Here is a 22,152-nt window from a genome sequence, read left to right on the forward strand (position 1 = left end):
GCGCGGCCGCCGGCCTGAACGGCGCGCGCCGCCCCCCCTCAGGCCAGCAGCGCTACCACCACGGCGGGCGTGACGAGCACGTTGAACAGGCCCGCCATCACCATCACCAGCCCCGCCACCGCGCCCTCTTCGACCGCCAGTTCGCGCGCCTTGGCCGTGCCGGCGCCATGCGCGCCCATGCCGAACAAGGCACCGCGCGCCAGGGCCGAGCGCAGCGGCAGCCAGCGGCGCATGAACTGGCCGATGGCGGCGCCGAATACGCCCGTGACGATGACGAACACGGCCGTCAGGTCGGGCACGCCACCGACGTGCGACGACACCGCGACCGCAAACGGCGTGGCCACCGAGCGCGGCAACAGACTCAAGCGCAGATCGGGCGGCAGGTCCAGCAGGCCGCCCAGCAGCCAGGCGCTGGCGCCGGCAATGGCGCTGCCGACCGCCACGCCCGCCACCAGCACCGGCCAATAGCGCCGGATCAGCGCGCGCTGCTCGTACAGCGGCAGGGCAAAGGCGACGATGACCGGGCCCAACATCATCATCAGCCAATGCGAGCCGGACATGTAGTCGCGATAGCCGGTATGCAACAGCAAGGCCAGCAACAGCAGCAGGGCCGGCGCGACCACCAGGGTCGACGTCCACCAATAGGCATAACGGCGATAGAACAGGCGCGCGCACACATAGGCCAGCACCGTGGCCAGCGGCCAGAACAGCAGATTGAAGTCAGCCCGCATGGCGGTTCATCCAGCGGTAGCACAGGTCGATCGTCAGCGCGGTGCCGATCATGACCAGGGCCGTGCCCAGCAGGATCACGGCCAGCAGCTTGACCCCCAGCACGCCCAGGAATTCGCGGTGATCCAGCAGCGACATCACCGCCGGCACGAAGAACAGCAGCATCTCGCCCAGCAGCCAGCTGGCGCCGCGGCGCATATTGCGCAGCCGCAACCGGCCCGATGCCAGCAATGCCAGCACCAGCGCCATGCCAATGACGCCGCCCGGGATCGGCAGGCCGGCGGCATGGGCCAGCGCCTGGCCAAGCAGCGAAAACAGGATGAGAACAGCAATTTGCAGCGCGCGGCTGCGGCGCAGCAGGCTGCGCAGGATGGTGCGATAGCGACGGCGAGACATGGGAATTTCCAGCGAACCCCACCGTTTTACGCCGGACCAGCCCATAGATAAAATGAATTTGTTGAATCTACCTATTCGAAAAAGGCATAACTATGGAGCTGCGTCCCCTGCGCGCGCTGGTGGAAGTCGTCCGCCAGGGCGGCTTTTCCCAGGCAGCGAAAGTCGTTTTCGCCACCCAGCCCACTGTCAGCAAGGCCGTGCGCCAACTGGAAGACGAGATCGGCATGCCGCTGCTCGACCGCCAGGCCCAGCCGCCGCAGCTGACCGAGGCGGGTGAAATCGTCTACCGGCGCGCGCTGAAAATGCTGGCCGAGCGCGACGACCTGTATGCCGAGCTGGACGAGTTGCGCGGGCTCAGGCGGGGCGTGCTGCGGCTGGGCTTGCCGCCCCTGGGCAGCAGCACCCTGTTCGCGCCCATGTTCGCGCGCTTTCGCGGCCGCTACCCCCATATCGAGATCAGCCTGCTGGAACATGGCGGCCATCGGCTGGAAGAAATGGTCATGGCCGGCGATATCGAACTGGCCGCGTCGCTGCGGCCGGACTCGGACAACTTCGACTGGCAGCCGGTGGCGCGTGAACCGCTGCTGGCCCTGCTGCCCGCCGACCATGCCCACGCCCGCGCCGCCAGCGTCGGCCTGGAACAATTGCGCGCCTCGCCCTTCATCCTGTTCGAGACCGGCTTTGCCCTGAACCGCATCATCCAGGACGCCTGCCAACGAGCCGGCTTCGCCCCGGCCATCGCCGCCCGCAGCGGCCAGATCGACTTCATCGTGGCGCTGGTCAGCGCCGGCCTGGGCGTGGCCTTCCTGCCCCGCGTCAAGGCCGAGGAAGAACGCCACGCCGGCGTGGCGCTGGTGCCGCTGCGCGATGCCCGCACCGACTGGGAGATGGGCCTGGTCTGGCGCCGTGGCGGCTACCTGTCGCCCGCGGCGCAGGCCTGGCTGGCATTGGCGCGCGAGATGCATCCGGACACCGCTTGAAGCGATCGGCCAACAGTTGGCGTTGTATGCTGGCGGCGCAACCACGCCCGTCGGCGTGGGTCCGATCCCTCATGCCTGCCCTGCCCCGCCCCACCGTCCGCCGTCTGTTCGGCGCCGCCGTCCTCGCCGCCGCCAGCGTGGTCGGCTGCTCGCAACTGGATTCCTGGCAACGCCAGAGGATTTTCTCGCCGCAATCCGAGCCGCAGACCTGGTGGCGCGAGCCGGCCAAAGGCACGCGGGTCTACGATCTGGCATTGGCCAATGGCGAGCAGGTCCGGGCCTGGTACTGGCAAAGCCCCAAGGCCGGCGCGCCCACGGTGCTGTATCTGCACGGCGCGCGCTGGAACCTCAATGGCAGCGCTTTCCGGATCGATGGCTGGACCCGCAAGGGGTATTCCGTGCTGGCGATCGACTACCGCGGCTTTGGCGCATCGACGCCGCGCCTGCCCTCGGAGGCCAGCGCCCTGGAGGACGCCACGGCCGGGCTGAAGGAACTGGCGCAGTTGCAGCCCGACCCGTCGCGCCGCTTCATCTATGGCCACAGCCTGGGCGGCGCCATCGCCATCAAACTGGCGGCGCGCCCGGAACAGCCGGATTTCGCCGGGCTGATCGTCGAGTCCAGCTTCACCAGCATCAGCGACATGCTGGCGACCATGAAGTGGGGTCGCGTACCGGGCGCCAGCCTGCTGGTCACGCAACCGTTCGACTCGGTGCAGACGCTGGCGCAACTGCATACACCAATGCTGTTCCTGCACGGCACGGCCGACCGCGTGGTGCCGCATACCATGAGCGATGCGCTGTATGCCGCCGCGCGCGGCGTGCCGCCTGAACTCAAGCGGCTGGTCAAGATCGAGGGCGCTTCCCATTCGGGCGCGTTCCGCAGCGGCCAGCAATACGATGACGCCGTGCAGGCGTTCATGCGCGACGCCAGCCGTGCCTATCCGCGCAAGACCGGCTGAGCGTCGGCGCGACGCGCCAGCCACGCCATGACACGCGGCCGGGCGCGGTCGTAACCCAGGTTGTAGAAAAAGGCGTACGGCAGGTAGAACAGCACCAGCGCGATATCCAGCACGAAGGCCTGCCACAGGCTGATGTCGAGCCACCAGGCGGCCAGCGGAATCACGATGAGGATCAGCCCCAGTTCGAAGCCGAAGGCATGGATCACGCGCACCCGCAGGTTGCGGGTGATGCCCAGGCGATTTTCGAGGCGATCGAAGGCGGCGTTGTAGATCATGTTCCAGACCAGCGCGATCCAGGCGATCACCGCGGTCAGCACGCCCATTTCGAACAGCGATTTGCCCATGGCCCAGGCCGCGACCGGCGCGCACAGGCCGATGGCGAGGATTTCGAACAGAAAAGCGTGGAAAAAGCGCTCTTTGATGGTTTTCTTGGCTTGCGTCATGACCCACCTCTAAGGTCGGTTGCTTCGGGAACACGGCGATTTTCGACGATATTTCCGGTACGATAAAGATAGAATCCATCGGAAATTCCGATACCAACCGCAGGCAGCCCATGATGCGCCATTCCCTGGAATCCCTGGCCACCTTTGCCCAGGTGGCCGCCGAAGGCACGTTTTCGGCCGCGGCCCGCAAGCTGGGCAAGAGCCAGTCCACCGTCAGCGAGACCATCGCCAACCTCGAGGTCGACCTGAACGTGACCTTGTTCGACCGCAGCCAGCGCCAGCCCACCCTGACCGAGGCCGGCCAGGTGCTGCTGCACCAGGCCTTACAGGTATTGGCGGCCAATGACCGCCTGAACCGCAGCGCCAGCCAACTCTCGGCCGGCCTGGAACCGCGCCTGACCGTCGTGCTGTCGGACACATTTCAGTCGGAGACCTTCGAGACCATGCTCGGCCAGATCGACCAGCGCTATCCGACGCTGCGCTTCGAGTGCCTGATCGCGGAATACGAGGATGTGGTGGCGCTGGTGCAGCAAGGCCGCGCCCACCTGGGGCTGATGGCGGCGCAGGACAGCTATCCGCCCGACATGGCCCGCGCGACACTGCGCGAGGCGTCGGAAATCGTGTTGTGCGTGGGCCGTGGCCATCCGCTGGCGGCATTGCCGGCGGTGACCGAGGACCATCTGACGCGCGCACGCGAACTGCGCCTGAGCACCTACGAACTGGATGACCGGGAGAACGCCCCATCGCATTCGACCTGGTCGGCGCCGGGCTACCTGATGCTGCTGGAAATGGCCACCCTGGGGTTCGGCTGGACCGAGCTGCCACGCTGGATGCTGCAACGCTTCGGTGGCGGCCAACTGGTGGAACTGACGGTGCCGGGCTGGCCGCGCCAGATCCGGGTGGACGCGGTCTGGTCGACCCGCCGGCCGTTGGGACCGGCCGGCGCCTGGCTGCTGCAGAACCTGACCCAGGCCTAGCGAGGTCCGCCGAGGAGGGCGCCGCCGCGCGCGGCGCATCGGCCGCTGGTGGGCGCCGCGCGCGCGTCCAGCGGCAGGCGCGCGATACGCACGCCGTTGGCCGCCAGCCAATCGCCCAGCTTGGGGCAGGCCAGCACCTCGTATTCGGCGCGGCGCTGGCGCGCCATGGCGCTGTCGCCGTGACTATCCTTGGCCGGATGGCACATCAGCAGATCGCAATCGCGGGCATTGAACAGCCAGTTCTGCAACAGATCGGCATAGCGCCGCTTGCCACCCTCGAAGTCATAGACGCCCAGCAGGCGGCGATTGGTGCGCAGGCCTTCGCGACGGGCGCTGCGGGCCAGCGCGGCCGCGCCCAGCGCCCCGATGACGCGGGCCTTGATCGATTCCTTCAACGGAATGCCGCAAAGCATGCCGGGCGCGGTATGGCGCAACCAGGGCATGCGGCCCCCGTAGCGTTGCTTGAGCAAGGCCAACAGGCGCTCACGGATCACCGGCAACTGATGCACATGCTGGTGGCCATCGACATAATCGGGCGCGCGGCCGAAAGCGGCTTCGAAAGCGTCGAACTGGCGCGCCAGGTGCCGGTCGATCCAGTCCACCGGCAGGCGCCGGGCATAGGCGCGCAGGATCAGGCGCGGCAGCGAAGGCAGGTCGGCATCGGCGCCGCCGCCAAGGGGTTCGGTGAAGTTCACATGCAGGCCGAGGTCGGCGTCCTGCGCCGCCAGCCGAGGGGCATTGGCCAGAAAGGTCGGGCCCAGCGACAGGCAACTGACCGCGCTCAAACGGCCCATCGCGGCGAGCGTGATCATGCCTTCATCAATGTCGCCATTCATGCCAAAATCATCACCGCAAACCACTATGCGTTTGGTCAAATCCTCTCCCCGCATTTCTTCGTCGACACGCCCCACATGCGCGCCCTGGTCCAGCAAGTCATCCTGTTCATCGCCGTCGGATGCGCAGCGGCCGCCACACACTGGGGCGTCGCCGTCACCTGCGTGGAAGCCTTCGGCGCCGCCCCGTTGCTGGCCAACCTGGTCGGCTGGCTGGTGGCGTTCGTCGTTTCCTTCAGCGGACACTACCGGCTCACGTTCAGACATTCGAAAACACCCTGGACCATAGCAGCCCGCCGTTTCTTCTTCATTTCAGCCGCAGGCTTCATCATCAATGAATCCGCGTACGCCTGGTTGCTGCGGGTAACGGCGGTTCGCTATGACATCCTGCTGGCCCTCATCCTGATCGTGCTGGCGTTCGCCACCTTCATCACGAGCCGGCTTTGGGCGTTCCGCCACAAGTCCGCTGCTTGAAGGCGGCATCCGACACCACCAGCCACATCACGTATTTCACACTGGTCGCCACCGGCTCCAGGCCGGCCAGCGCGCGGTAATTGCCCGAATCCGACCGGGTGCCCCAGACCCAGTAGCGGGCGCCGTCGGGCGCCGCGCACAGGCGGGCATGGAATTCATCCGAGCTGACCAGGACCTGCTTGCCGACCGCGGGCTCGAACTTGGCCGCGTCATAGAGCTCCTTGCGCCAGTTGTCGCGCACCGGCACTTCCGGATTGAGCCAGTCGTCCACCACCCAGCTCGGCTTGGGCGCCTGGGCATACAACGCCAGGTCGAACGGGTAGGTGTGCAGCGAGACATAGGTATCGCCTGGCTGGGCCAGCGGCCGGATCACGGCGGCCAGCGGTCCCGCGCTGCCCCGGGCGCTGTGGGCGGCGATGCCAATGGCCACCACGCAGATGCCAGCGCCCACGCCAGCGCAAATCCGCACCAGGCGCGAAAACAGCGCGTCGGACTTCTGGCGCCCGGCGGCGGCGATCACTTCAGCCAGCAGGAACGCCAGGGGCGGCAGCGCCGGCACCACATAACCGATCAGCTTGGAATGCGGCAGCGAGAAAAAGCCCACCACCACCACGCACCAGATCAGCGCCAGGCGCCGCAGGTCGCGCTGCGGACCGTCGCCCCAGAAGGCCTTGCGCAGCAGCCCCCCGCCCCACAGCGACCAGGGCAGGCTCAGGCCCACCACCACGGGCAGGTAGAACCAGAACGGCTGGGCGTTGTTGAAACCGCTGGCGGCGAAGCGCTGGAAATGCTGGTAGACGAAGAAGTAGTCGTAGAAGCCGGGGTAACGGATCTGCATGAGCACGAACCACGGCACGGCCACGGCCGCGAACACCAGCAGCGCCGGCGGCCACAGCAGCGCGGCCAGGGCACGCCAGCGACGGCCCCATACCAGCCAGATGAACAGGATGGCGCCGGGCAGCACCAGGCCGATGAGCCCCTTGGCCAGCACCGCCAGGCCGGCCAGCGCCGCGGCGGCCAACGACATCCAGCGGTAGGCCTGGCCGCGCTCCAGGCGCAACACCGCATCGGCCGCGGCCAGCACGCACAGCGTGATCATGCCGGCCACCAGCATGTCCAGGTTGGCGAACTGCGCGCCGCCGTAGAAAAAAGGCATGGTGGCCAGCACCAGCGCGGTCAGCGTGGCGGTGGCGGCATCCCGATAGCGCCGCACGAAGCCATACAGCGCGGCCAGCGCGGCCCAGGCAACCAGCAACGACGGCAGGCGCGCGGCCCACGGATGCACGCCGAACACGCTGAACGACAATTCGGTGAGCCAGTAATAGAGCGGCGGCTTGTGGAAGTAAGGCATGCCGTCGAGCAACGGCACCATGTGCGAGCCGCTGCGCAGCATGTCCCAGGCGACACCGGCGTAGCGGCCCTCGTCGGGCAGCGTCAGGGGCCGCACCCAGGCCAGAAAGGCCAGCCAGAAGCCGATGGCGAGCAGCAATCCGCCCGCCGGCGGGATCCAGTTGGAACGCGCCGGGTCTTGCTTGACGGCGGCCATCAGTGCGGTACCTTGCCGTTACGGGCGGCCTGCCCTTGGCGGCGACGCACCACGAATAGCGGCCGTCCCTTGACCTCGTCGAAGATGCGGGCGACGTATTCGCCCACCACGCCCAGCGAGATCAGGTTGACGCCGGCGAAGAACAGGACGGCGGTGACGATCGTGGTCCAGCCTGACACGGGATTGCCCGACACCAGATAGTCGACCACCAGGAAGGTGGCATAGGCCATCGCCACCACCGCGAACAGCACGCCGACCAGACTGACCAGGCGCAGCGGCCAGGTGGTGAATGCGGTCAGGCCGTCCAGCGCCAGCCGCGCCAGGCGCATGCCGCCGAAGCGGCTGTCGCCATGCATGCGCTCGTCGGGCGTGTAGGGCAGCGCTTCGCCCTTGAAGCCGACCCAGGCATACAGGCCTTTCATGAAGCGGGTGCGTTCGGGCAGCGCGTTCAGCGCATCGACCACGTTGCGGCTCATCAGGCGGAAATCGCCGGCGTGGGCCGGCACATCCACGCCCCTGGCGCCGCTGAGCAATTTGTAGAACCAGCGGGCGCCGGTACGCTTGATCCAGGATTCATCGTTGCGGCCTTCGCGCACCGCATAGACCATTTCGGCTCCGGCGGCCCAGCGCGCCAGCATCTGCTCGATCAGCGCGGGCGGATGTTGCATGTCGGCGTCCAAACAGATGACGACATCGCCGGTCGCGCTTTCCAGGCCGGCGCTGAGCGCGGCTTCCTTGCCGAAATTGCGCGACAGCTGCACGTAGCGGAACCCGTCATATTGCGACCATTCGGCCATCAGCGCCTCGGTGCCGTCGGTGCTTCCGTCATCGGCGACGATGATCTCCCAGCCGGTGCACAGGGCCGCCAAGCGGCTGCGCAGCAGCGGCAGCAGCACGCGCAGGTTCTCGCATTCGTTGAGGCAGGGAATGACGCAGGTGACGCAGGCGTCGTAGGGCACGTTGGCGGCGGCGGTGCGCCAGACCGCGTCCACGGGCAGCGGTTTGGCCAGCACTTGTTGCCCCAGGGGCTCGGACCGGAATTGGATATGCATGATGCTCGGCAATGGGAATGCGGGAGTCTATGCCGCGCAGTATGCGTAAGCCGACGTTGAATTTTCATCAAATGCCAAGCCTATCGGACCAAGGGCAAGCACACCGATTCCGGGGACGGTGGCGCCCCCGCGGCAAGGCGGCGCGCAGACCGTATTTTTATACGTCCCTATTTTTTAAGTGCGTAAAGCGGCGTCCTCCAGGCATCGGTAAAATGCGCAAAGTTCTTGTTTTCACTGATGGTTATGCAATATCGAGTCCGCCCCATGCTGAGCGGTGACGTGGACGGCATCCTGGACATCCAGGCCCGCGCCTATCCGGATTTCCTGCTGGAAAGCGCCGGCTTCTTCCTGAACCGGCTGGCGCTGGCGCCGGCGCATTGCTGGGTGGCGCAAGCTGCCCACGGCTCCGCCGCGCATGGCCTGTTGGGTTATCTGGTGTCGTATCCCTGGGACGCGGGCCTGCCGCCCACCCTGGATGCGCCGCTGACCGCCCTGCCCGAGGCGGCCGACCATTGGTTCCTGCATGACTGCGCCGTGGCCCCGGCCGCACAGGGACTGGGCGTAGGACAGGCCCTGCTGCGGATGGCGGCCGGACACGCGGCGCAGGCGGGGCTGTGCCGCGCCAGCCTGGTGTCGCTGGGCACGGCCGTGGGCTACTGGAGCCGCCACGGTTACACGCCGGTCGCCGATGACAGCCGCAGCCTGACTGCCAAGCTCGAAGGCTACGGGCCACAGGCCACCTATATGACGCGCGCCTTTCCACTCTGAGCCAGGAAGGAGGCGCGCCCTCCTCCCGCCGTTGCCACGCGTGCCGCATGGGCGGCACCCCGTTAAGATGGGAACGCAATCCCGGAAAAACAGGGTGGCAACAATCCCGACAGCCTGACTTCGCTGCGTCCCGCCGGGGCGCGAAGGTTTCCATGATTTCACTCTCGCCCGTCCAATCCCTGCTGGCCTGCTGCCTGGTCCTGGCCATCGGTCGCGTCCTGACCTCCCGTATCGGGGTGCTGGGCCGCTACAGCATCCCGGACCCCATTGTCGGCGGCCTGCTGTTCGCGATCGGCGCCTATGCGCTCTCGACCTGGGGCGGCCACGCCATCTCGCTCGAGACCAGCATCAAGCCGACCCTGTTGCTGCTGTTCTTCGGCTGCATCGGCCTGACGGCGAACCTGAAGCTGCTGGCCAAGGGCGGCCCGCGCCTGATCGCCTTCCTGCTGGCGCTGGTCCCCTTCCTGGTGCTGCAGAACCTGGTCGGGCTGGGAATGGCCTGGTTGCTGGACATGCACCCGCTGATGGGGCTGCTGGGCGGCACCATCACCCTGGTCGGCGGCCACGGCACGGGCGCGGCCTATGCCAGCCGCTTCGCCGACGTCAACAACATCCAGGATGTGATGGCCCTGGCAATGACCGCGGCAACCATGGGCCTGGTGCTGGGCGGCGTGGTCGGCGGCCCGGTCGCGGAATGGCTGATGCGGCGTCACAAGCTGGCGGGCAGCCTGGATCGCCAGGCCGCGGCGGGCCACGCGGTGCCGGACCTGAGCGAGGCTCAGCCGCCCTCGAGCGCCGCCTCGTTCATCACCTCCATGACGGCGGCTTTCATCTGCCTGGTGGCGGGCGGCTATCTGGCCACGCTGGTGGAAGGCGCACCGGTGAGCCTGCCCAACTTTCTCTGGTGCCTGGCGACCGGCGTGCTGATCCGCAACGGCGGCGAGCGCCTCGGCTTGAAGCTGGACGACCGCGCCACCGAGATCATCGGCACCATCGCGCTGTCCTTGTTCCTGGCCATGACCATGATGGCCCTGGACCTGAGCAGCGTGGCGCGGCTGGCCGGACCGCTGGCGCTGATCCTGGCGGTGCAGATGCTGTTCTGCGCGCTGTATTCGGCCTTGGTGGTGTTCCGCCTGCTCAAGCGCGACTACGAGGCCGCGATCATGTCGGCCGCGTTCTGCGGTTTTTCGCTGGGCGCCACCGCGACCGCCATCGCCAATATGCAGGCGCTGACGCGGCGCCATGGCCCGGCGCCGCAGTCTTTCATCGTGGTGCCGGTGACGGGCGCGTTCCTGGTGGATATCCTCAACGTGATCGTGCTGACCTCGTTGATCTCCTTGCCATTCGTGGGGGGGATATGAACATGCTCAAGCGTATCCTGCTGCTGGCCTTGTGCCTCCTGCTTGCCGCGTGCAGCCGCGCGCCCGACAGCGACATGCTGCGCGCGGATGTCGAGCGCGGCCTGGCGGCCACCTATGGCGCGGGCCTGTTCCGCATCGACGAACTCAAGCGGATGGGCTCCGCCACCGACAGCAATGCCCCCGCCGGCGAAACCCGCCGCGTGGTCTATTACGACCTGCGGCTGGAAGTCACCCGCGACATCTCCCTGGGCGCCTGGGATCAGCCCGGCGCGGCGGCACTGGTGACCCTGCTGGGCGCAGGCCCGCGCAGCATCAGCGGCGTGACATCCAGCGGCAACCACGCCGGCGACCTGATTGTCGCGCACGCCAGCGCCATCTACCGCAAGGACGGCGATACCTGGACGCTGGTGACGCCGGCCGGCTTCAAGGCGGCCGAAGCGCCGTCGCTCGACACCGGCGCGCCCCCGCCCGTCACGCAGCGGCTGCTCGACACGCTCGACCAGATCACCCATTCGGTCGCCTACAGCGCGTCCAGCACGGCCCAGCACGTGGTGCAGCAGGAACTGGAGCGCTCGGTCGCCCGCATCAACGGCCGCCTGGCGCGTATGCAGCAGGGCTACCCGCTGGCGGGCGGCCCGGATCGCGGCGAATACGTCACGTTCGCGCGCGCCCTGGCCGCGGTCGGCCAGGCCCGCCAGATCCGCGTCACGCCGCTGATCACCACGGGCGGCGCCGAGAACATCGCGTTGCTACGCAGCGGCGACGCGGTGGTCGGGCTGGCCCAGGCCGATACCGCCAAGCTGGCCTACGAAGGCCGCGGCCCGTTCGCCGACCAAGGGCCATTCGCCAGCCTGCGCGCGCTGGGCAGCCTGTATCCCGAAATGGTGCACATTGTGGTGCGCGACGACACCCACTTGCGCGCGGTGCGCGACCTGAAAGGCAAGAAGATCGCGCTCGGCGCCGAAGGGTCGGCGGTACGCACCACGCTGCAGGCGGTGCTGGCGGCGCACGGCCTGCAGGCCGGACGCGACTACGAGGCCGTTGCGACCCCGTTCGCCGCCTCGCTTCCGGCGCTCAATGCCGGCGCGATCGACGCCGCCGCGCAGGTGATCGGCATCCCCGCCACGCCCTTGCGCGATGCGCTGACACAAGCGCACCTGAAACTGCTGCCGCTCGATCCGGCCGCGATCAAGGCCCTGGCCGCGCAGAACGACGCGCTGATGTCGCTGGCCATCCCGGCCGGCACCTACCCGAACCAGCCCGAGCCGGTCGCCACGATCGGCACCGCGGCCCTGCTGCTGACCACTTCGGACCTGACCCGCGACGAGGCCCTGCAAGTGGTGCGCGCGGTCTACCAGACCGGGCAGGACCTGCTGGCCGCAGGCTCGGCCCAGGGCGCCCAGGTCAATGTCGCCAACGCCCGGCGCGGCCTGACGGTGCCGCTGCACGATGGCGCCGAGGAAGGCCTGGCCGCGCTCGAGAACGCCAAACCCCGCTGACGGCGCTTGCGCTTATGATGGCGCTCCCTCTCAGGAATCCTCATGAATAAATTCGATCTGCAAAAGAACCAGGCGCTGAAGCTGGCCGGCCAGCTCAAGCAAGCCGCCACGCCCGACCGTTTCGGCACGGCCTCGCAAATGCCCGACCGGCGCGAACAGCGCAAGCTCGACCAGGCCGCCGGCCTGGTGCCCTTTCCGCTGAAGCTGTCGCAGGCGCAGGCGGATCAGTTGCGGGCCGCGGCCGCCGAACGCGGCCTGAGCACCAACGACATCGTCGCAGAGGCGTTGCAGAAGGCCCTGGGCTGATGCACATCTGGGTCGACGCCGATGCCTGCCCCGGAGTCATCAAGGACATCCTGTTCCGCGCCGCCCAGCGCTGGCAGTTGCCCCTGACCCTGGTGGCCAACCAGGCACTGCGCACACCGCCGTCGCCACTGATACGCGCGGTGCAGGTGCCGCGCGGCTTCGATGTGGCCGACGCGCACATCACCGAGCGCGCGGTGGCGGGCGATCTGGTGATCACCGGCGACATTCCATTGGCCGCGCAAGTGCTGGAGAAAGGCGCACTGGCGCTGAACCCGCGCGGTGAACGCTATACGCCGGAAACCATCCGCGAACGGCTGGCGCTGCGCGACATGATGGAGGAATTGCGGGCCAGTGGCGTAGACACGGGCGGGCCATCGTCGTTCAGCCAGGCCGACCGCAAGGCGTTCGCCAATCAGCTCGACACCCTGCTGGCGCGAGCGGCGCGGCTGGCCCCGCCCGGCGCCTGACACGCGCCGAGGCCCCGAGCCGCCGCGGGTGGACGCGGCGTCGGCCTCAATAGAAGGTGATGTACGCCTTGTAGATGATGGTGCCGATGGCCGTGATGAGGCCAATGCCCATGAGCCCCATGCCGATGTTGCGGTCGCGCAGGCCAAACCCGAGCAGCATGAGCGCCACGCCCGTGACGATGATGATCAACATGGTGTTGGTGCTGGGGTGCATAGTGGGGTCTCCCGGTAAGCGACGCGTCTTTGTTCCGGCCAAGGCATGCGGGGCCGCCCTGCCTGCACATCATAGACAACCCGCGACACGATGGGACGCAAACCCGGCAATCACGCTTGCGACAGATCAAGCGCAACCTCGCTTGCGACAGAGAGAACCTCCCCAAGACGCGCAAAAACAAAAAAGCCAACCGCTAGGGTTGGCTTCATTGCTGTGGCGTCGGGCTTGCCATGAGGCTTGCCTTCGACCCGTCTCGAATCGCGATTGCCACGGTACAGCCTGGCGATGCGTTTCGAGGGTCTTTGGTGGGTAGTACTGGGTTCGAACCAGTGACCCCTGCCGTGTGAAGGCAGTGCTCTACCACTGAGCTAACCACCCCGAAAGAGGCGAAATATTAGCACGCTTTTTTGCAAGTGCGCAAGTCGCCTCGAAAAAACTTCAAGCGGCCGCCACCGGCGCGTCCAGTTTGCGCCAGACACACTCGCCGCCGACCGACTTGTCCAGCGCCGCCAGGTAGGTTTCGTGCTCGGCCAGTTCGGCGTCGCTGGCCTTCACCACCGGCAGGCCGGAGGCATCGAATTTCGCCAGCACCACGCCGTTGCCGGCGCCGGAGTCGTTGTCGTCGACATCGATCAGCAGCGCGTCCTGGCCGCGGGTCATGGCCAGCCAGACTTCCGCCAGCAGCTGCGAGTCGAGCAATGCGCCGTGCAGCGTGCGGTGCGCGTTCGAAATGCCGAAGCGGTCGCACAGGGCGTCCAGCGAGTTGCGCTTGCCGGGGAACAGGGAGCGGGCATGCAGCAACGAGTCCGTGATGGTCTCGCAGTACTCGGTGATCTGGCCGCGGCCGGTCTTGGCCAGCTCGGCGTTGAAGAACTTCACGTCGAAGGACGCGTTGTGCGCGATCAGTTCGGCGCCCTGGATGAACTGGACGAACTCATCGGCGATATCGCCGAAACGCGGCTTGTCGGACAGGAACTCGGTGGTCAGGCCGTGCACCGCCAGCGCCTCGGGGTCGCTGTCGCGGTCCGGATTCAGGTAGATATGCAGGTTGTTGCCGGTGGCCATCCGGTTGACCAGTTCGACGCAACCGATTTCGACGATGCGGTGTCCCTGGGCCGGATCCAGCCCGGTGGTTTCAGTGTCAAAGATGATCTGGCGCATAAAGCTATTCCGACGCGTGGGCCGCGGACGCCGGCGGCGCCGGGTCATCCGGCGGCTCGGCCGAAGGATGCGCTGCGCTGCCGGCCGGGCCGGGTTTCCTGCGTGCGGTGGCGATCAGGGTGTAGGCCACCGGCACGACGAACAAGGTCAATAGTGTACCCAGCATCAGCCCGCCCACCAGGACCCAGCCGATTTGCTGGCGCGATTCGGCGCCCGCGCCCGAGGACAACGCCAGCGGCACGGTGCCGAGCACCATGGCGCCCGTGGTCATCAGGATCGGCCGCAGGCGCAACACGCTGGCCTCGGTCACGGCCTCGAACAGCGCCTTGCCCTCGTCGCGCAACTGGTTGGTGAACTCGACGATCAGGATGCCGTGCTTGGTGATCAGGCCCACCAGGGTGATTAGGCCGATCTGGCTGTAGATCGACAGCGTGCCCCCCGTCAGCCACAGCGCCAGCAACGCGCCGGTCATGGACAGCGGCACCGACAGCATGATGATGAAGGGATTGCGCCAGCTTTCGAACTGGGCCGCCAGCACCAGGTAAATGAAGGCCAGCGCCATGGCGAACACCAGGTAGATGCTGCCGGAAGAATCGCGGAATTCGCGCGACTGGCCGTCCAGGTCGGTCACCACGGTGTTGGGCAGCACATCGCGCGCCACTTGGTGCATGTGCGTCAGCACCTCGCCCAGCGCGTAGCCCGGCGCCACGGCGGCGTCGATCTTGACCGCGCGCAGTCGGTTGAAGTGATTGAGCGACTGTGGCGAAACGCCCTCGTGCACGCCCAGCAGATTGTCCAGCTGCACCATGCTGCCGTCGCGCGCCCGCACGTAGATGCCGGAGATGTCGGTGGGATTGGCACGGTCGCGCGGCGTGACCTGCACGATCACGTCGTACTGTTCGCCCTGGTCCTTGTAGCGCGTGACCTGGCGCCCGCCCAGCATCGATTCGAGCGTACGGCCGACGGTATCGACGTTGGCGCCGACGTCGGCCATCTTGTCGCGGTCGACCCGCACCCGCAGCTCGGGCGTGTTCAGGCGCAGATCGGTGTCCAGGTTGAGCAGGCCCGGATACTTGCGCAATTCCGCCAGGAACACCGCGGTCAGGCGCGCCAGCTCCTCGTACGAGGCCTGGCTCATGATGATGAATTCGATCGGCTTGGAGCGCGCCGACTGGCCCAGCGACGGCGGATTGGTCGGGAAGGCGCGCACGCCGGGCAGCGACGCGAACAACGGCTGCAACTCCCGCGTGATGGCCTGTTGCCGGCGCTCGCGCTGTTCCCAGGGCTTCAGGCGCAGGATCGCGGTGCCGTCGGTGACCGTGGGAAAGCCCACCGTCACCTGGCTGCCGCTGGCCTCGGGGATGGCGGCATAGAACTGTTCGATGCCGAGCATGCTGTCCAGGGTGTAGTTGAGCGTGGCGCCCTCGGGCGAGCTGACTAAGCCGAACACCACGCCGCGGTCCTCGACCGGCGCCAGTTCGCTCTTCACCACCTTGAACAGCACGCCGCTGCCGGCCGCAACCGCGAGGCCGACCGCCACCACCACCCAGCGGTGGCGCAACGCCAGCCCCAGGGCGCGGCGGTAGCCGTTGCTCATCGCATCGAGCCAGCCTTCGATCAGGTTGTACCAGCGGCTGTGGCTGCTCTGGTGGCGCAGCAGCACCGAACACATCATGGGCGTGAGCGTCAACGCCACGAAGCCGGACACCAGCACCGCGCCGGCCAATGCCAGCGCGAACTCAATGAACAGGCGTCCGGTGCGGCCGGTGGCGAACGCCAGCGGCGCGTACACCGTGACCAGGGTCATGGTCATGGCCACCACGGCGAAGCCGATCTCGCGCGAGCCGCGCAATGCCGCCTCCCTGCGCGGCATGCCCGCCTCGATATGGCGGAAGATGTTCTCCAGCACCACGATGGCGTCATCCACCACCAGGCCAATGGCCAGCACCATCGCCAGCAGCGTCAGCGTGTTGATGGAAAAGCCGAACAGGTACATCAGGGCGCAGGCGCCCACCAGCGATACCGGGATGGTGACAATCGGAATGATGCTGGCGCGCAGGTTGCGCAGGAAGAAGAAGATCACCAGCACCACCAGGACGATGGCCTCGCCGATGGTATGGAACACCGAGTCGATGGAACGCTCGATGAACACCGACGAGTCATAAGCGATATTCAGCTTCATGCCGGCCGGCAGGTTCTCGTTCAGCCGCGCCACCTCTTCGCGCGCGGCCTTCGACAGTTCCAGCGGATTGGCGGTGGACTGGCGCGTCACGCCGATATTGATGGCCGGCTTGCCATTGAAGCGCGACAGGATGCGGTCGTTGGCCGCGCCGATCTCGACCTTGGAGACGTCGCGCAGGCGCACCGGATAGCCCTTCACGTTGGCGACGATGACGTTCTCGAACTGCGCCGGCGTCTGCAGGTCGGTGGACGACACCACCGAGAACTCGCGCGCCCGCGACTCAATGCGGCCGGCCGGAATTTCCACGTTCTGGCTGCGCAACGCGGATTCCACGTCCTGCACCGTCAGGCCGTAGGCCGCGAGCTTGTCGCGGTCGACATAAATGCGCATCGACGGCAGGCGCTCGCCGAATACCCGCACCTCGGCCGCCCCGGGCAGCACCGACAGGCGGGTCTTGATGTAGCGGTTGATGTAGTCGGAGGTCTGGATCGCCGAATATGTACCGGACTCGACCGCGATGTAGATGATGGGCTGCGAATCGGCCTCGACCTTGCCGATGATGGGTTCGTCGATCTCGTCGGGCAGGAAGCGGCGCGCGCGCGAGACCTTGTCGCGCACTTCGGCGGCGGCCGCGTCGGGATTGCGCGACAGGTTGAACCTGATGTTGATCAGGCTGCGCTCGGAGCGGCTGCGCGAAGTCATCACGTCCACCCCCTCGATACCGGCCAACTGGTCCTCCAGCGGCTTGGTCACCTGCGACTCGATCACTTCGGGCGAGGCGCCCTTGTAGGTGGTATCGACCGAGACGATGGGCTCGTCGATCTTGGGATACTCGCGCACCGTCAGCCGCGAATACGAGATCAGGCCGATCAACACGATGACCAGCGACAGCACCGATGCGAACACCGGCCGCTTGATACAGGTTTCCGAGATACGCATGAGAGGCCGCCGTTCGCTGGAAGGATGGCGTCAGGCGCCGGTCTTGACGATCTGTACCGGGCCGCCGTCGGTGACGCGCTGCAACCCGGACACCACCAGTTGATCGCCGACGGCGACCCCGGTCAGGATCTCGACCTTGCCCTCGCGGCGCTCGCCGATCGTGACCTCGCGCCGCTCGGCCACGCCGTCCCTGACCCGGTAGACGTACTGCGTTTCGCCGGACGGCGCCAGCGCCGCCTCGGGCGCGACCAGCGCCTTGTCCTGGTTGAACAGCAGCTGCACGCGGGCAAACATGCCTGGGCGCAGCAGCGAATCCTGATTCGCCACGGTGGCGCGCAACAGGATGGAGCGGCCGCCGGCATCGACCAGCGGGCTGACCGCGTACACCAGGCCGGGGCGCTCCTGGCCGGGCAGCGCATCCATGCGCAGCGTCAGCTGCTGGCCCACGCCGACCTTGTTCAGATACATTTCGGGCACCCGGAAATCCACCTTGAGCGGGTCGATCGCCTCGAGCGGCGCCAAGTCCTGGCCCTGGTTCACGTAGTCGCCCACCGACACGCTGCGCAGACCGGCGAACCCGGCGAACGGCGCGGTGATAGTCATTTTGTCGAGCCGCGCCTGGGCCAGGGCCACCGCGGCTTCCTGCACTTTGAGATTGCTGGCCGACTCGTCGCGCGCCTGCTGGCTGACGAAGCCCTTGCCCTGCAACTCGACGGCGCGGCGGTAATGGCTCTGCGCCAGCGTCAGATTGGCGCGGGCCTGCGCCAGTTCGGCGCGCGGCACGGAATCGTCCAGGCGGACCAGCACCTGGCCGCGCTTGACCGGCTGGCCTTCCTCGAATTCGATCGACTGAATCCGGCCCGCGACCTCCGGCCGCAGCATCACCGCTTCATTCGAGCGCAGGCTGCCCACCGCCGACAGGCCGCGGGCAAACGGGATTTCCGTGACCGCGGCCACCTCGACCCGCACCGCGACGGGTTTGGCCGCAGGTCTGGCGGACACGGCGCTGCCAACGGCGGCCGGCGCGGGCGCCAGCCAGCGCGGCACGTATACGCCCAGAGCGGCCCCCGCGGCCACTCCGGCCGCGATGGCGGCCAGCAATGCTGTTTTTTTCATGCGATTGTGGCGGTATCGCGGCGCGCGCCAGGCATCCCCCGCTGGAACGGCGCCGCTGGAACAGGAACAAGGCTTGGCACTTTAGCACCGGATTTACAACCTGGAACATTCCTGAAGCGGGCTGAAAGCACGAAACTGGCCGACCCAGGGTATTTCCCGATGCGGGGCGGCGCGTCAACCGCGCCGCACGGACTCCACGCCCTGATTGGCCAATTGGTCGGCGCGTTCGTTGCCGGGATCGCCGGCATGGCCGCGCACCCAGCGCCACGACACGGTATGGCGGCGCACCTGGTCATCCAGCGCCTGCCACAGCTCGGCATTCTTGACCGGTTTCTTGTCGGCAGTCATCCAGCCGCGCCGCTTCCAGTTGGCCAGCCATTCGGTCATGCCCTTCATGACGTACTGGGAGTCGGTGTGGATGGTGACGAGGCAGGGGCGCTTGAGCGCGCGCAGGCCCTCGATCACGGCCAGCAGTTCCATGCGGTTGTTGGTGGTCTGGGCCTCGCCGCCGTGCATGGTCTTTTCGTGCGCGCCGGCGCGCATCAGCACCCCCCAGCCGCCCGGACCGGGATTGCCCTTGCAGGCGCCGTCGGTCCACATTTCCACTTTTTGCTCGTTCGCGTTGTTGTCCTGCATGGTGCTGCTTGTATGTCCTTGTTCTTTCACGATGGGGAGGGCGGCCGCGGCGCTCAGGAACGGTCCAAGCCGTCGCCCGCCTGGCGGTTGACCACCACGGAGGCCGCGCGGGCGCGCTTGGGCTTGGTCTTCCAGGCCGGGCCGATGATACGCATGCCGGCCACGCGCTTGACGGCCGACACCAGGTAGACCGCGCCGCCCACGCTCCACCAGCGGGCGCCCGCCGACTCCAGGAAGCCCCAGCGCTGCAGCCATTTCTCGCTGCGGCAGGCCGGCGCGTAGCAGCCGAAATGGCTTTGTTCGACCTCCAGCGACAGCAGCTTGAACCAGTCTTTCAGGCGCGGCAGCGACACCTGCGACGCAGGCGGTTGCGGCAGCCAGGGCTCCATGCCCGGCATGCGCGTGCGCGCGCCCCACATGCTCCAGGGGTTGAAGCCGGAGATCACCACCCGCCCTTCCGGCACCAGCACCCGCTCGACCTCGCGCAGCACGTTGTGCGGCTCGTCGGTGCACTCGAAGGCATGCGGCAGGATCAGCAGATCGACGCTTTGCGATTCGAACGGCAGCGCCTCGGGCTGGGCCAGCACCACCCGCGACTGCCAGCCGGCGATGTTCTCGGGCGTGGGAGTCTCGGTGCCGACGTAGCCCTTGAAGGGCATGCGGTTGGCGCGCAGCAGGTTCAGGTCGGCCAGCCCGACCTGCCAGGCGTAATATCCGAAGACATCGGCCACCGCTGCGTCGAACTGCGCGCGCTCCCAGGCCAGGGCATATTGCCCTGGCGGCGTCTGGAACCATTCGGCCAGTTCTACAATCGGCGGAGTCTCTTCTGCCACGTCCATTTCCTTCGAATCCCATGCAAGCCTTGACCGCCCCCGCAGGCGGCCGCGAAAGCAACGCCGCGGTCTTGCCTTTGCCCGCCTTCAGCGACAACTATATCTGGGCCATCGCGCGCGCCGGCCAGGCCGCCGTGGTCGACCCCGGCGAAGCCGGCCCGGTGCGGCAATGGCTGGCCCGCGAAGGCCTGCAACTGCGCGCCATTCTACTCACGCACCATCACGGCGACCATGTGGGCGGCGTGTTGGAATTGTCCCGCACCGGCGACGTCACGGTGTATGGCCCGGCGCGCGAAAAGCTGCCGCGCTGCGATGTGCCACTGGTCGAAGGCGACCGCGTGGTGCTGCCGGAACTGGACCTGGACCTGGGCGTGCTGGACGTGCCGGGGCATACCGCCGGCCACATCGCCTACATCGGCCGGGCGGCGGGAAAACAGCCTGTGCTGTTCTGTGGCGACACCCTGTTTGCCGGCGGCTGTGGCCGGCTTTTCGAGGGAACTCCCGAGCAAATGTCTGATTCCTTGGAAAAATTTTCTGTTTTACCGCCAGATACACAGGTTTTTTGCGCACACGAGTACACTCTAGCCAACTTGCGCTGGGCCATGGCGGTCGAACCCGCCAACCGCACCCTGCAACGGTGGTATCAGCGGGCCCGGCAATTACGCGCAGAAGGTCTCCCCACGCTTCCGTCGACCATCGGCCAGGAACGCGCGACCAATCCGTTTTTGCGTACGCAGCAAGCTGACGTCGTCCGCGCCGCAGACCACTGGGCCGGCCACGACCACCCGACGCCGGTAGAGGTGTTTGCCTCCCTTCGTGAATGGAAGAACGATTTCAAGTGACCGCCCGATGAATTTCTCCCGACTCCTTCTGCCGCTTCTGCTGGCAGTCCTCGCCGGTTGCGCAGGAACCCAATCCCACGACAGCAAGAACCTCACCACCAACTCCCAAGGGCGCTATATCGCCCGCGACACGTCCCGCACGGTCGACCTGACCAACCCGCCGATCGATGCCTGGGACCGCATCCGCCGCGGCTTCGCCATTCCCAACCTGAACACCGACCTCTCGCAGCAGTGGACCGACTACTACGCGTCCCACCCCGAGGCGGTGCAGCGCATGGCCGAACGCGCCGGCAAGTACCTGTATTTCATCGTCGACGAGATCAACCGCCGCGGCCTGCCGACCGAGCTGGCGTTGCTGCCGTTCGTCGAGAGCGCCTACAACCCCACCGCGCTGTCGCGCGCCCAGGCCTCAGGCCTGTGGCAGTTCGTGCCGGCCACCGGCCAGCATTTCAACCTGAAGCAGGACTGGTGGCGCGACGAGCGCCGCGACCCCATCGCCTCGACCAACGCGGCGCTGGACTACCTGGAAAAGCTGTTCGAAATGCAGGGCGACTGGTACCTGGCGCTGGCCTCGTACAACTGGGGCGAAGGCTCGGTGCAGCGCGCCATGGCCAAGAATGAAGCCGCCGGCCTGCCCACGGACTACCTGTCCCTGAACATGCCGGACGAGACCCGCAACTACGTGCCGAAGCTGCAGGCCATCAAGAACATCATCGCCGACCCGCAGCGCTACGCCGTGGTGCTGCCGCCGGTCGGCAACACCCCGTATTTCGTGACGGTGCGCAAGAACAGCGACATCGACCTGGAAATCGCCGCCAAGCTGGCCGAAATGCCGCTGGACGAATTCAAGGCCCTGAACCCGTCGTTCAACCGGCCGGTGATCCGTGGCGACCACGCACCCACGCTGCTGCTGCCCGCCGATCGGGTCGAGATCTTCAACGCCAACCTGACCAACTACAAGGGCGACCTGAGCGCCTGGAAGGTCTACCACTCGCGCCGGGGCGAATCCTATGCCTCGATCGCCAAGCGCTTCGGCCTGACCGAATCCAAGCTGCGCGAAATCAACGACATCGGCTCGCGCCACAAGACCGCCTCGGGCCAATCGCTGCTGGTGCCGGGCGACCCGGGTAACAGCGGCGTGCAACTGGCCTCGCTGGCCGCGCCGGTCGGCGCCCTGGACGCGGCCTCGGCCGACAGCGGCAAGGCGCCACGCGGCAAGGCCGTCGCGCCGTCCGCGCGCGCCGCCGCCCGTCCCAATGTGCGCACTCACAAGGTGCGCCAGGGCGACACCCTGTTCTCGCTGGCCAAGCAGTACGGCACCTCGGTCCAGGCGCTGCGCGCCCTCAACAACCTCAAGGGCAGCAATCTCAAGATCGGCGTGCGGCTGCGCGTGCCGGGCACCAACGCCCGCGGCTGATCCCGCCCGATCCGTCTTTCGC

23 protein-coding genes and 1 tRNA gene are annotated in these 22,152 nt (G+C 67.2%); 11 read left to right on the forward strand and 13 right to left on the reverse strand.

The genetic code is table 11. From position 1 onward, the window contains the following. Positions 1–38 precede the first annotated feature (38 nt). Positions 39–731, reverse strand: coding sequence for an LrgB family protein (locus tag K2W61_RS04510; protein ID WP_175134506.1), 693 nt, complete (start codon positions 729–731; stop codon positions 39–41). Then, positions 721–1,125 carry a CidA/LrgA family protein gene (locus K2W61_RS04515; RefSeq protein WP_175134505.1) on the reverse strand — a complete coding sequence of 135 codons (405 nt, stop codon included), beginning with the start codon at positions 1,123–1,125 and terminating at the stop codon, positions 721–723. Before K2W61_RS04515 ends, K2W61_RS04510 begins: the two co-directional genes overlap by 11 nt. 92 nt (positions 1,126–1,217) lie before the next feature. Between K2W61_RS04515 and K2W61_RS04520 the strand changes: the two genes are divergently transcribed. Beyond that, positions 1,218–2,105: a LysR family transcriptional regulator gene (locus K2W61_RS04520; RefSeq protein WP_175141615.1), complete on the forward strand. Its 888-nt coding sequence runs from the start codon at positions 1,218–1,220 to the stop codon at positions 2,103–2,105. A gap of 71 nt (positions 2,106–2,176) precedes the next feature. Beyond that, the gene (locus tag K2W61_RS04525; protein ID WP_175134503.1) at positions 2,177–3,064 is read left to right on the forward strand and encodes an alpha/beta hydrolase; all 888 of its coding nucleotides are present in this window, start codon (positions 2,177–2,179) and stop codon (positions 3,062–3,064) included. Here K2W61_RS04525 and K2W61_RS04530 read toward each other — a convergent pair. After that, complete coding sequence (locus K2W61_RS04530; protein WP_175134502.1) at positions 3,043–3,507, reverse strand: multidrug/biocide efflux PACE transporter; 465 nt, start codon at positions 3,505–3,507, stop codon at positions 3,043–3,045. The genes K2W61_RS04525 and K2W61_RS04530 overlap by 22 nt on opposite strands. 113 nt (positions 3,508–3,620) lie before the next feature. Between K2W61_RS04530 and K2W61_RS04535 the strand changes: the two genes are divergently transcribed. Next, on the forward strand, positions 3,621–4,484 hold the full coding sequence (locus tag K2W61_RS04535) for a LysR family transcriptional regulator (RefSeq protein WP_175134546.1): 864 nt from the start codon (positions 3,621–3,623) through the stop codon (positions 4,482–4,484). Here the strand turns inward: K2W61_RS04535 and K2W61_RS04540 are convergent. Next, positions 4,481–5,359, reverse strand: coding sequence for a ChbG/HpnK family deacetylase (locus K2W61_RS04540; protein ID WP_236755113.1), 879 nt, complete (start codon positions 5,357–5,359; stop codon positions 4,481–4,483). The two genes, K2W61_RS04535 and K2W61_RS04540, sit on opposite strands and share 4 nt — an antisense overlap. 36 nt (positions 5,360–5,395) lie before the next feature. On the opposite strand from K2W61_RS04540, the gene K2W61_RS04545 reads away from it, so the two are divergent. Further along, a complete protein-coding gene (locus K2W61_RS04545) occupies positions 5,396–5,791 on the forward strand; it encodes a GtrA family protein (RefSeq protein ID WP_236755114.1) in 396 nt (131 codons plus the stop codon). Here the strand turns inward: K2W61_RS04545 and K2W61_RS04550 are convergent. Continuing rightward, entirely contained in the window at positions 5,748–7,337 is a 1,590-nt protein-coding gene (locus K2W61_RS04550; RefSeq protein ID WP_236755115.1) for a glycosyltransferase family 39 protein, read from the reverse strand. The two genes, K2W61_RS04545 and K2W61_RS04550, sit on opposite strands and share 44 nt — an antisense overlap. Further along, on the reverse strand, positions 7,337–8,389 hold the full coding sequence (locus K2W61_RS04555) for a glycosyltransferase family 2 protein (protein ID WP_175141618.1): 1,053 nt from the start codon (positions 8,387–8,389) through the stop codon (positions 7,337–7,339). The genes K2W61_RS04550 and K2W61_RS04555 overlap by 1 nt, the downstream gene beginning before the upstream one ends. A 264-nt stretch (positions 8,390–8,653) precedes the next feature. Here K2W61_RS04555 and K2W61_RS04560 point away from each other — a divergent pair, with 264 nt between their 5' ends. The 5 genes from K2W61_RS04560 to K2W61_RS04580 all read left to right on the forward strand — a co-directional run bounded on the left by K2W61_RS04560 (position 8,654) and on the right by K2W61_RS04580 (position 12,790). Beyond that, a complete protein-coding gene (locus tag K2W61_RS04560; protein WP_175141619.1) occupies positions 8,654–9,157 on the forward strand; it encodes a GNAT family N-acetyltransferase in 504 nt (167 codons plus the stop codon). Between the two features lie 152 nt (positions 9,158–9,309). Beyond that, positions 9,310–10,518, forward strand: coding sequence for a sodium/glutamate symporter (gene gltS, locus K2W61_RS04565; RefSeq protein WP_175134497.1), 1,209 nt, complete (start codon positions 9,310–9,312; stop codon positions 10,516–10,518). Further along, entirely contained in the window at positions 10,515–12,017 is a 1,503-nt protein-coding gene (locus K2W61_RS04570) for a TAXI family TRAP transporter solute-binding subunit (protein WP_175134496.1), read from the forward strand. The genes gltS and K2W61_RS04570 overlap by 4 nt, the downstream gene beginning before the upstream one ends. 42 nt (positions 12,018–12,059) lie before the next feature. Then, entirely contained in the window at positions 12,060–12,323 is a 264-nt protein-coding gene (locus K2W61_RS04575; protein ID WP_175134495.1) for a hypothetical protein, read from the forward strand. Beyond that, positions 12,323–12,790, forward strand: coding sequence for a YaiI/YqxD family protein (locus K2W61_RS04580; RefSeq protein WP_175134494.1), 468 nt, complete (start codon positions 12,323–12,325; stop codon positions 12,788–12,790). Before K2W61_RS04575 ends, K2W61_RS04580 begins: the two co-directional genes overlap by 1 nt. Before the next feature lie 46 nt (positions 12,791–12,836). On the opposite strand, the gene K2W61_RS04585 is transcribed toward K2W61_RS04580, so the two are convergent. From K2W61_RS04585 to K2W61_RS04615, 7 genes are all read right to left on the reverse strand, one after another. Continuing rightward, positions 12,837–13,004 carry a hypothetical protein gene (locus K2W61_RS04585; protein ID WP_006388695.1) on the reverse strand — a complete coding sequence of 56 codons (168 nt, stop codon included), beginning with the start codon at positions 13,002–13,004 and terminating at the stop codon, positions 12,837–12,839. Positions 13,005–13,307: 303 nt separating this feature from the next. Then, a tRNA-Val gene (locus tag K2W61_RS04590) sits at positions 13,308–13,382 on the reverse strand. A 60-nt stretch (positions 13,383–13,442) separates the two neighbouring features. Beyond that, the gene (gene dnaQ, locus K2W61_RS04595; RefSeq protein WP_175134493.1) at positions 13,443–14,165 is read right to left on the reverse strand and encodes a DNA polymerase III subunit epsilon; all 723 of its coding nucleotides are present in this window, start codon (positions 14,163–14,165) and stop codon (positions 13,443–13,445) included. Between the two features lie 4 nt (positions 14,166–14,169). Next, entirely contained in the window at positions 14,170–17,286 is a 3,117-nt protein-coding gene (locus K2W61_RS04600) for an efflux RND transporter permease subunit (RefSeq protein WP_175134492.1), read from the reverse strand. 30 nt (positions 17,287–17,316) lie between these two features. Next, positions 17,317–18,402: an efflux RND transporter periplasmic adaptor subunit gene (locus K2W61_RS04605; RefSeq protein WP_175134491.1), complete on the reverse strand. Its 1,086-nt coding sequence runs from the start codon at positions 18,400–18,402 to the stop codon at positions 17,317–17,319. A gap of 174 nt (positions 18,403–18,576) precedes the next feature. Further along, positions 18,577–19,038, reverse strand: a complete 462-nt coding sequence (rnhA, locus tag K2W61_RS04610) for a ribonuclease HI (protein ID WP_175134490.1) — start codon at positions 19,036–19,038, stop codon at positions 18,577–18,579. A 53-nt stretch (positions 19,039–19,091) separates the two neighbouring features. Next, a complete protein-coding gene (locus tag K2W61_RS04615) occupies positions 19,092–19,871 on the reverse strand; it encodes a class I SAM-dependent methyltransferase (RefSeq protein ID WP_175134489.1) in 780 nt (259 codons plus the stop codon). 20 nt (positions 19,872–19,891) lie between these two features. On the opposite strand from K2W61_RS04615, the gene gloB reads away from it, so the two are divergent. Together gloB and K2W61_RS04625 are read left to right on the forward strand one after the other, a co-directional pair. Then, positions 19,892–20,713, forward strand: coding sequence for a hydroxyacylglutathione hydrolase (gloB, locus tag K2W61_RS04620; RefSeq protein WP_236755116.1), 822 nt, complete (start codon positions 19,892–19,894; stop codon positions 20,711–20,713). Positions 20,714–20,720: 7 nt separating this feature from the next. Next, a complete protein-coding gene (locus tag K2W61_RS04625) occupies positions 20,721–22,130 on the forward strand; it encodes a transglycosylase SLT domain-containing protein (protein WP_175134487.1) in 1,410 nt (469 codons plus the stop codon). Positions 22,131–22,152: the final 22 nt, after the last annotated feature.

Origin of the sequence: Achromobacter pulmonis, assembly GCF_021733725.1 — a bacterium.
Lineage (GTDB): Bacteria > Pseudomonadota > Gammaproteobacteria > Burkholderiales > Burkholderiaceae_B > Achromobacter > Achromobacter pulmonis.

Coding starts and splice junctions, on each gene's coding strand:
- K2W61_RS04545 (WP_236755114.1), top strand. CDS start 5,396: ATGCGCGCCCTGGTCCAGCAAGTCATCCTGTTCATCGCCGTCGGATGC.
- rnhA (WP_175134490.1), bottom strand. CDS start 19,038: ATGCAGGACAACAACGCGAACGAGCAAAAAGTGGAAATGTGGACCGAC.
- K2W61_RS04575 (WP_175134495.1), top strand. CDS start 12,060: ATGAATAAATTCGATCTGCAAAAGAACCAGGCGCTGAAGCTGGCCGGC.
- gloB (WP_236755116.1), top strand. CDS start 19,892: ATGCAAGCCTTGACCGCCCCCGCAGGCGGCCGCGAAAGCAACGCCGCG.
- K2W61_RS04510 (WP_175134506.1), bottom strand. CDS start 731: ATGCGGGCTGACTTCAATCTGCTGTTCTGGCCGCTGGCCACGGTGCTG.
- K2W61_RS04550 (WP_236755115.1), bottom strand. CDS start 7,337: ATGGCCGCCGTCAAGCAAGACCCGGCGCGTTCCAACTGGATCCCGCCG.
- K2W61_RS04530 (WP_175134502.1), bottom strand. CDS start 3,507: ATGACGCAAGCCAAGAAAACCATCAAAGAGCGCTTTTTCCACGCTTTT.
- K2W61_RS04525 (WP_175134503.1), top strand. CDS start 2,177: ATGCCTGCCCTGCCCCGCCCCACCGTCCGCCGTCTGTTCGGCGCCGCC.
- K2W61_RS04555 (WP_175141618.1), bottom strand. CDS start 8,389: ATGCATATCCAATTCCGGTCCGAGCCCCTGGGGCAACAAGTGCTGGCC.
- K2W61_RS04605 (WP_175134491.1), bottom strand. CDS start 18,402: ATGAAAAAAACAGCATTGCTGGCCGCCATCGCGGCCGGAGTGGCCGCG.
- K2W61_RS04600 (WP_175134492.1), bottom strand. CDS start 17,286: ATGCGTATCTCGGAAACCTGTATCAAGCGGCCGGTGTTCGCATCGGTG.
- K2W61_RS04535 (WP_175134546.1), top strand. CDS start 3,621: ATGCGCCATTCCCTGGAATCCCTGGCCACCTTTGCCCAGGTGGCCGCC.
- K2W61_RS04515 (WP_175134505.1), bottom strand. CDS start 1,125: ATGTCTCGCCGTCGCTATCGCACCATCCTGCGCAGCCTGCTGCGCCGC.
- K2W61_RS04570 (WP_175134496.1), top strand. CDS start 10,515: ATGAACATGCTCAAGCGTATCCTGCTGCTGGCCTTGTGCCTCCTGCTT.
- K2W61_RS04560 (WP_175141619.1), top strand. CDS start 8,654: ATGCTGAGCGGTGACGTGGACGGCATCCTGGACATCCAGGCCCGCGCC.
- K2W61_RS04625 (WP_175134487.1), top strand. CDS start 20,721: ATGAATTTCTCCCGACTCCTTCTGCCGCTTCTGCTGGCAGTCCTCGCC.
- dnaQ (WP_175134493.1), bottom strand. CDS start 14,165: ATGCGCCAGATCATCTTTGACACTGAAACCACCGGGCTGGATCCGGCC.
- K2W61_RS04585 (WP_006388695.1), bottom strand. CDS start 13,004: ATGCACCCCAGCACCAACACCATGTTGATCATCATCGTCACGGGCGTG.
- K2W61_RS04580 (WP_175134494.1), top strand. CDS start 12,323: ATGCACATCTGGGTCGACGCCGATGCCTGCCCCGGAGTCATCAAGGAC.
- gltS (WP_175134497.1), top strand. CDS start 9,310: ATGATTTCACTCTCGCCCGTCCAATCCCTGCTGGCCTGCTGCCTGGTC.
- K2W61_RS04520 (WP_175141615.1), top strand. CDS start 1,218: ATGGAGCTGCGTCCCCTGCGCGCGCTGGTGGAAGTCGTCCGCCAGGGC.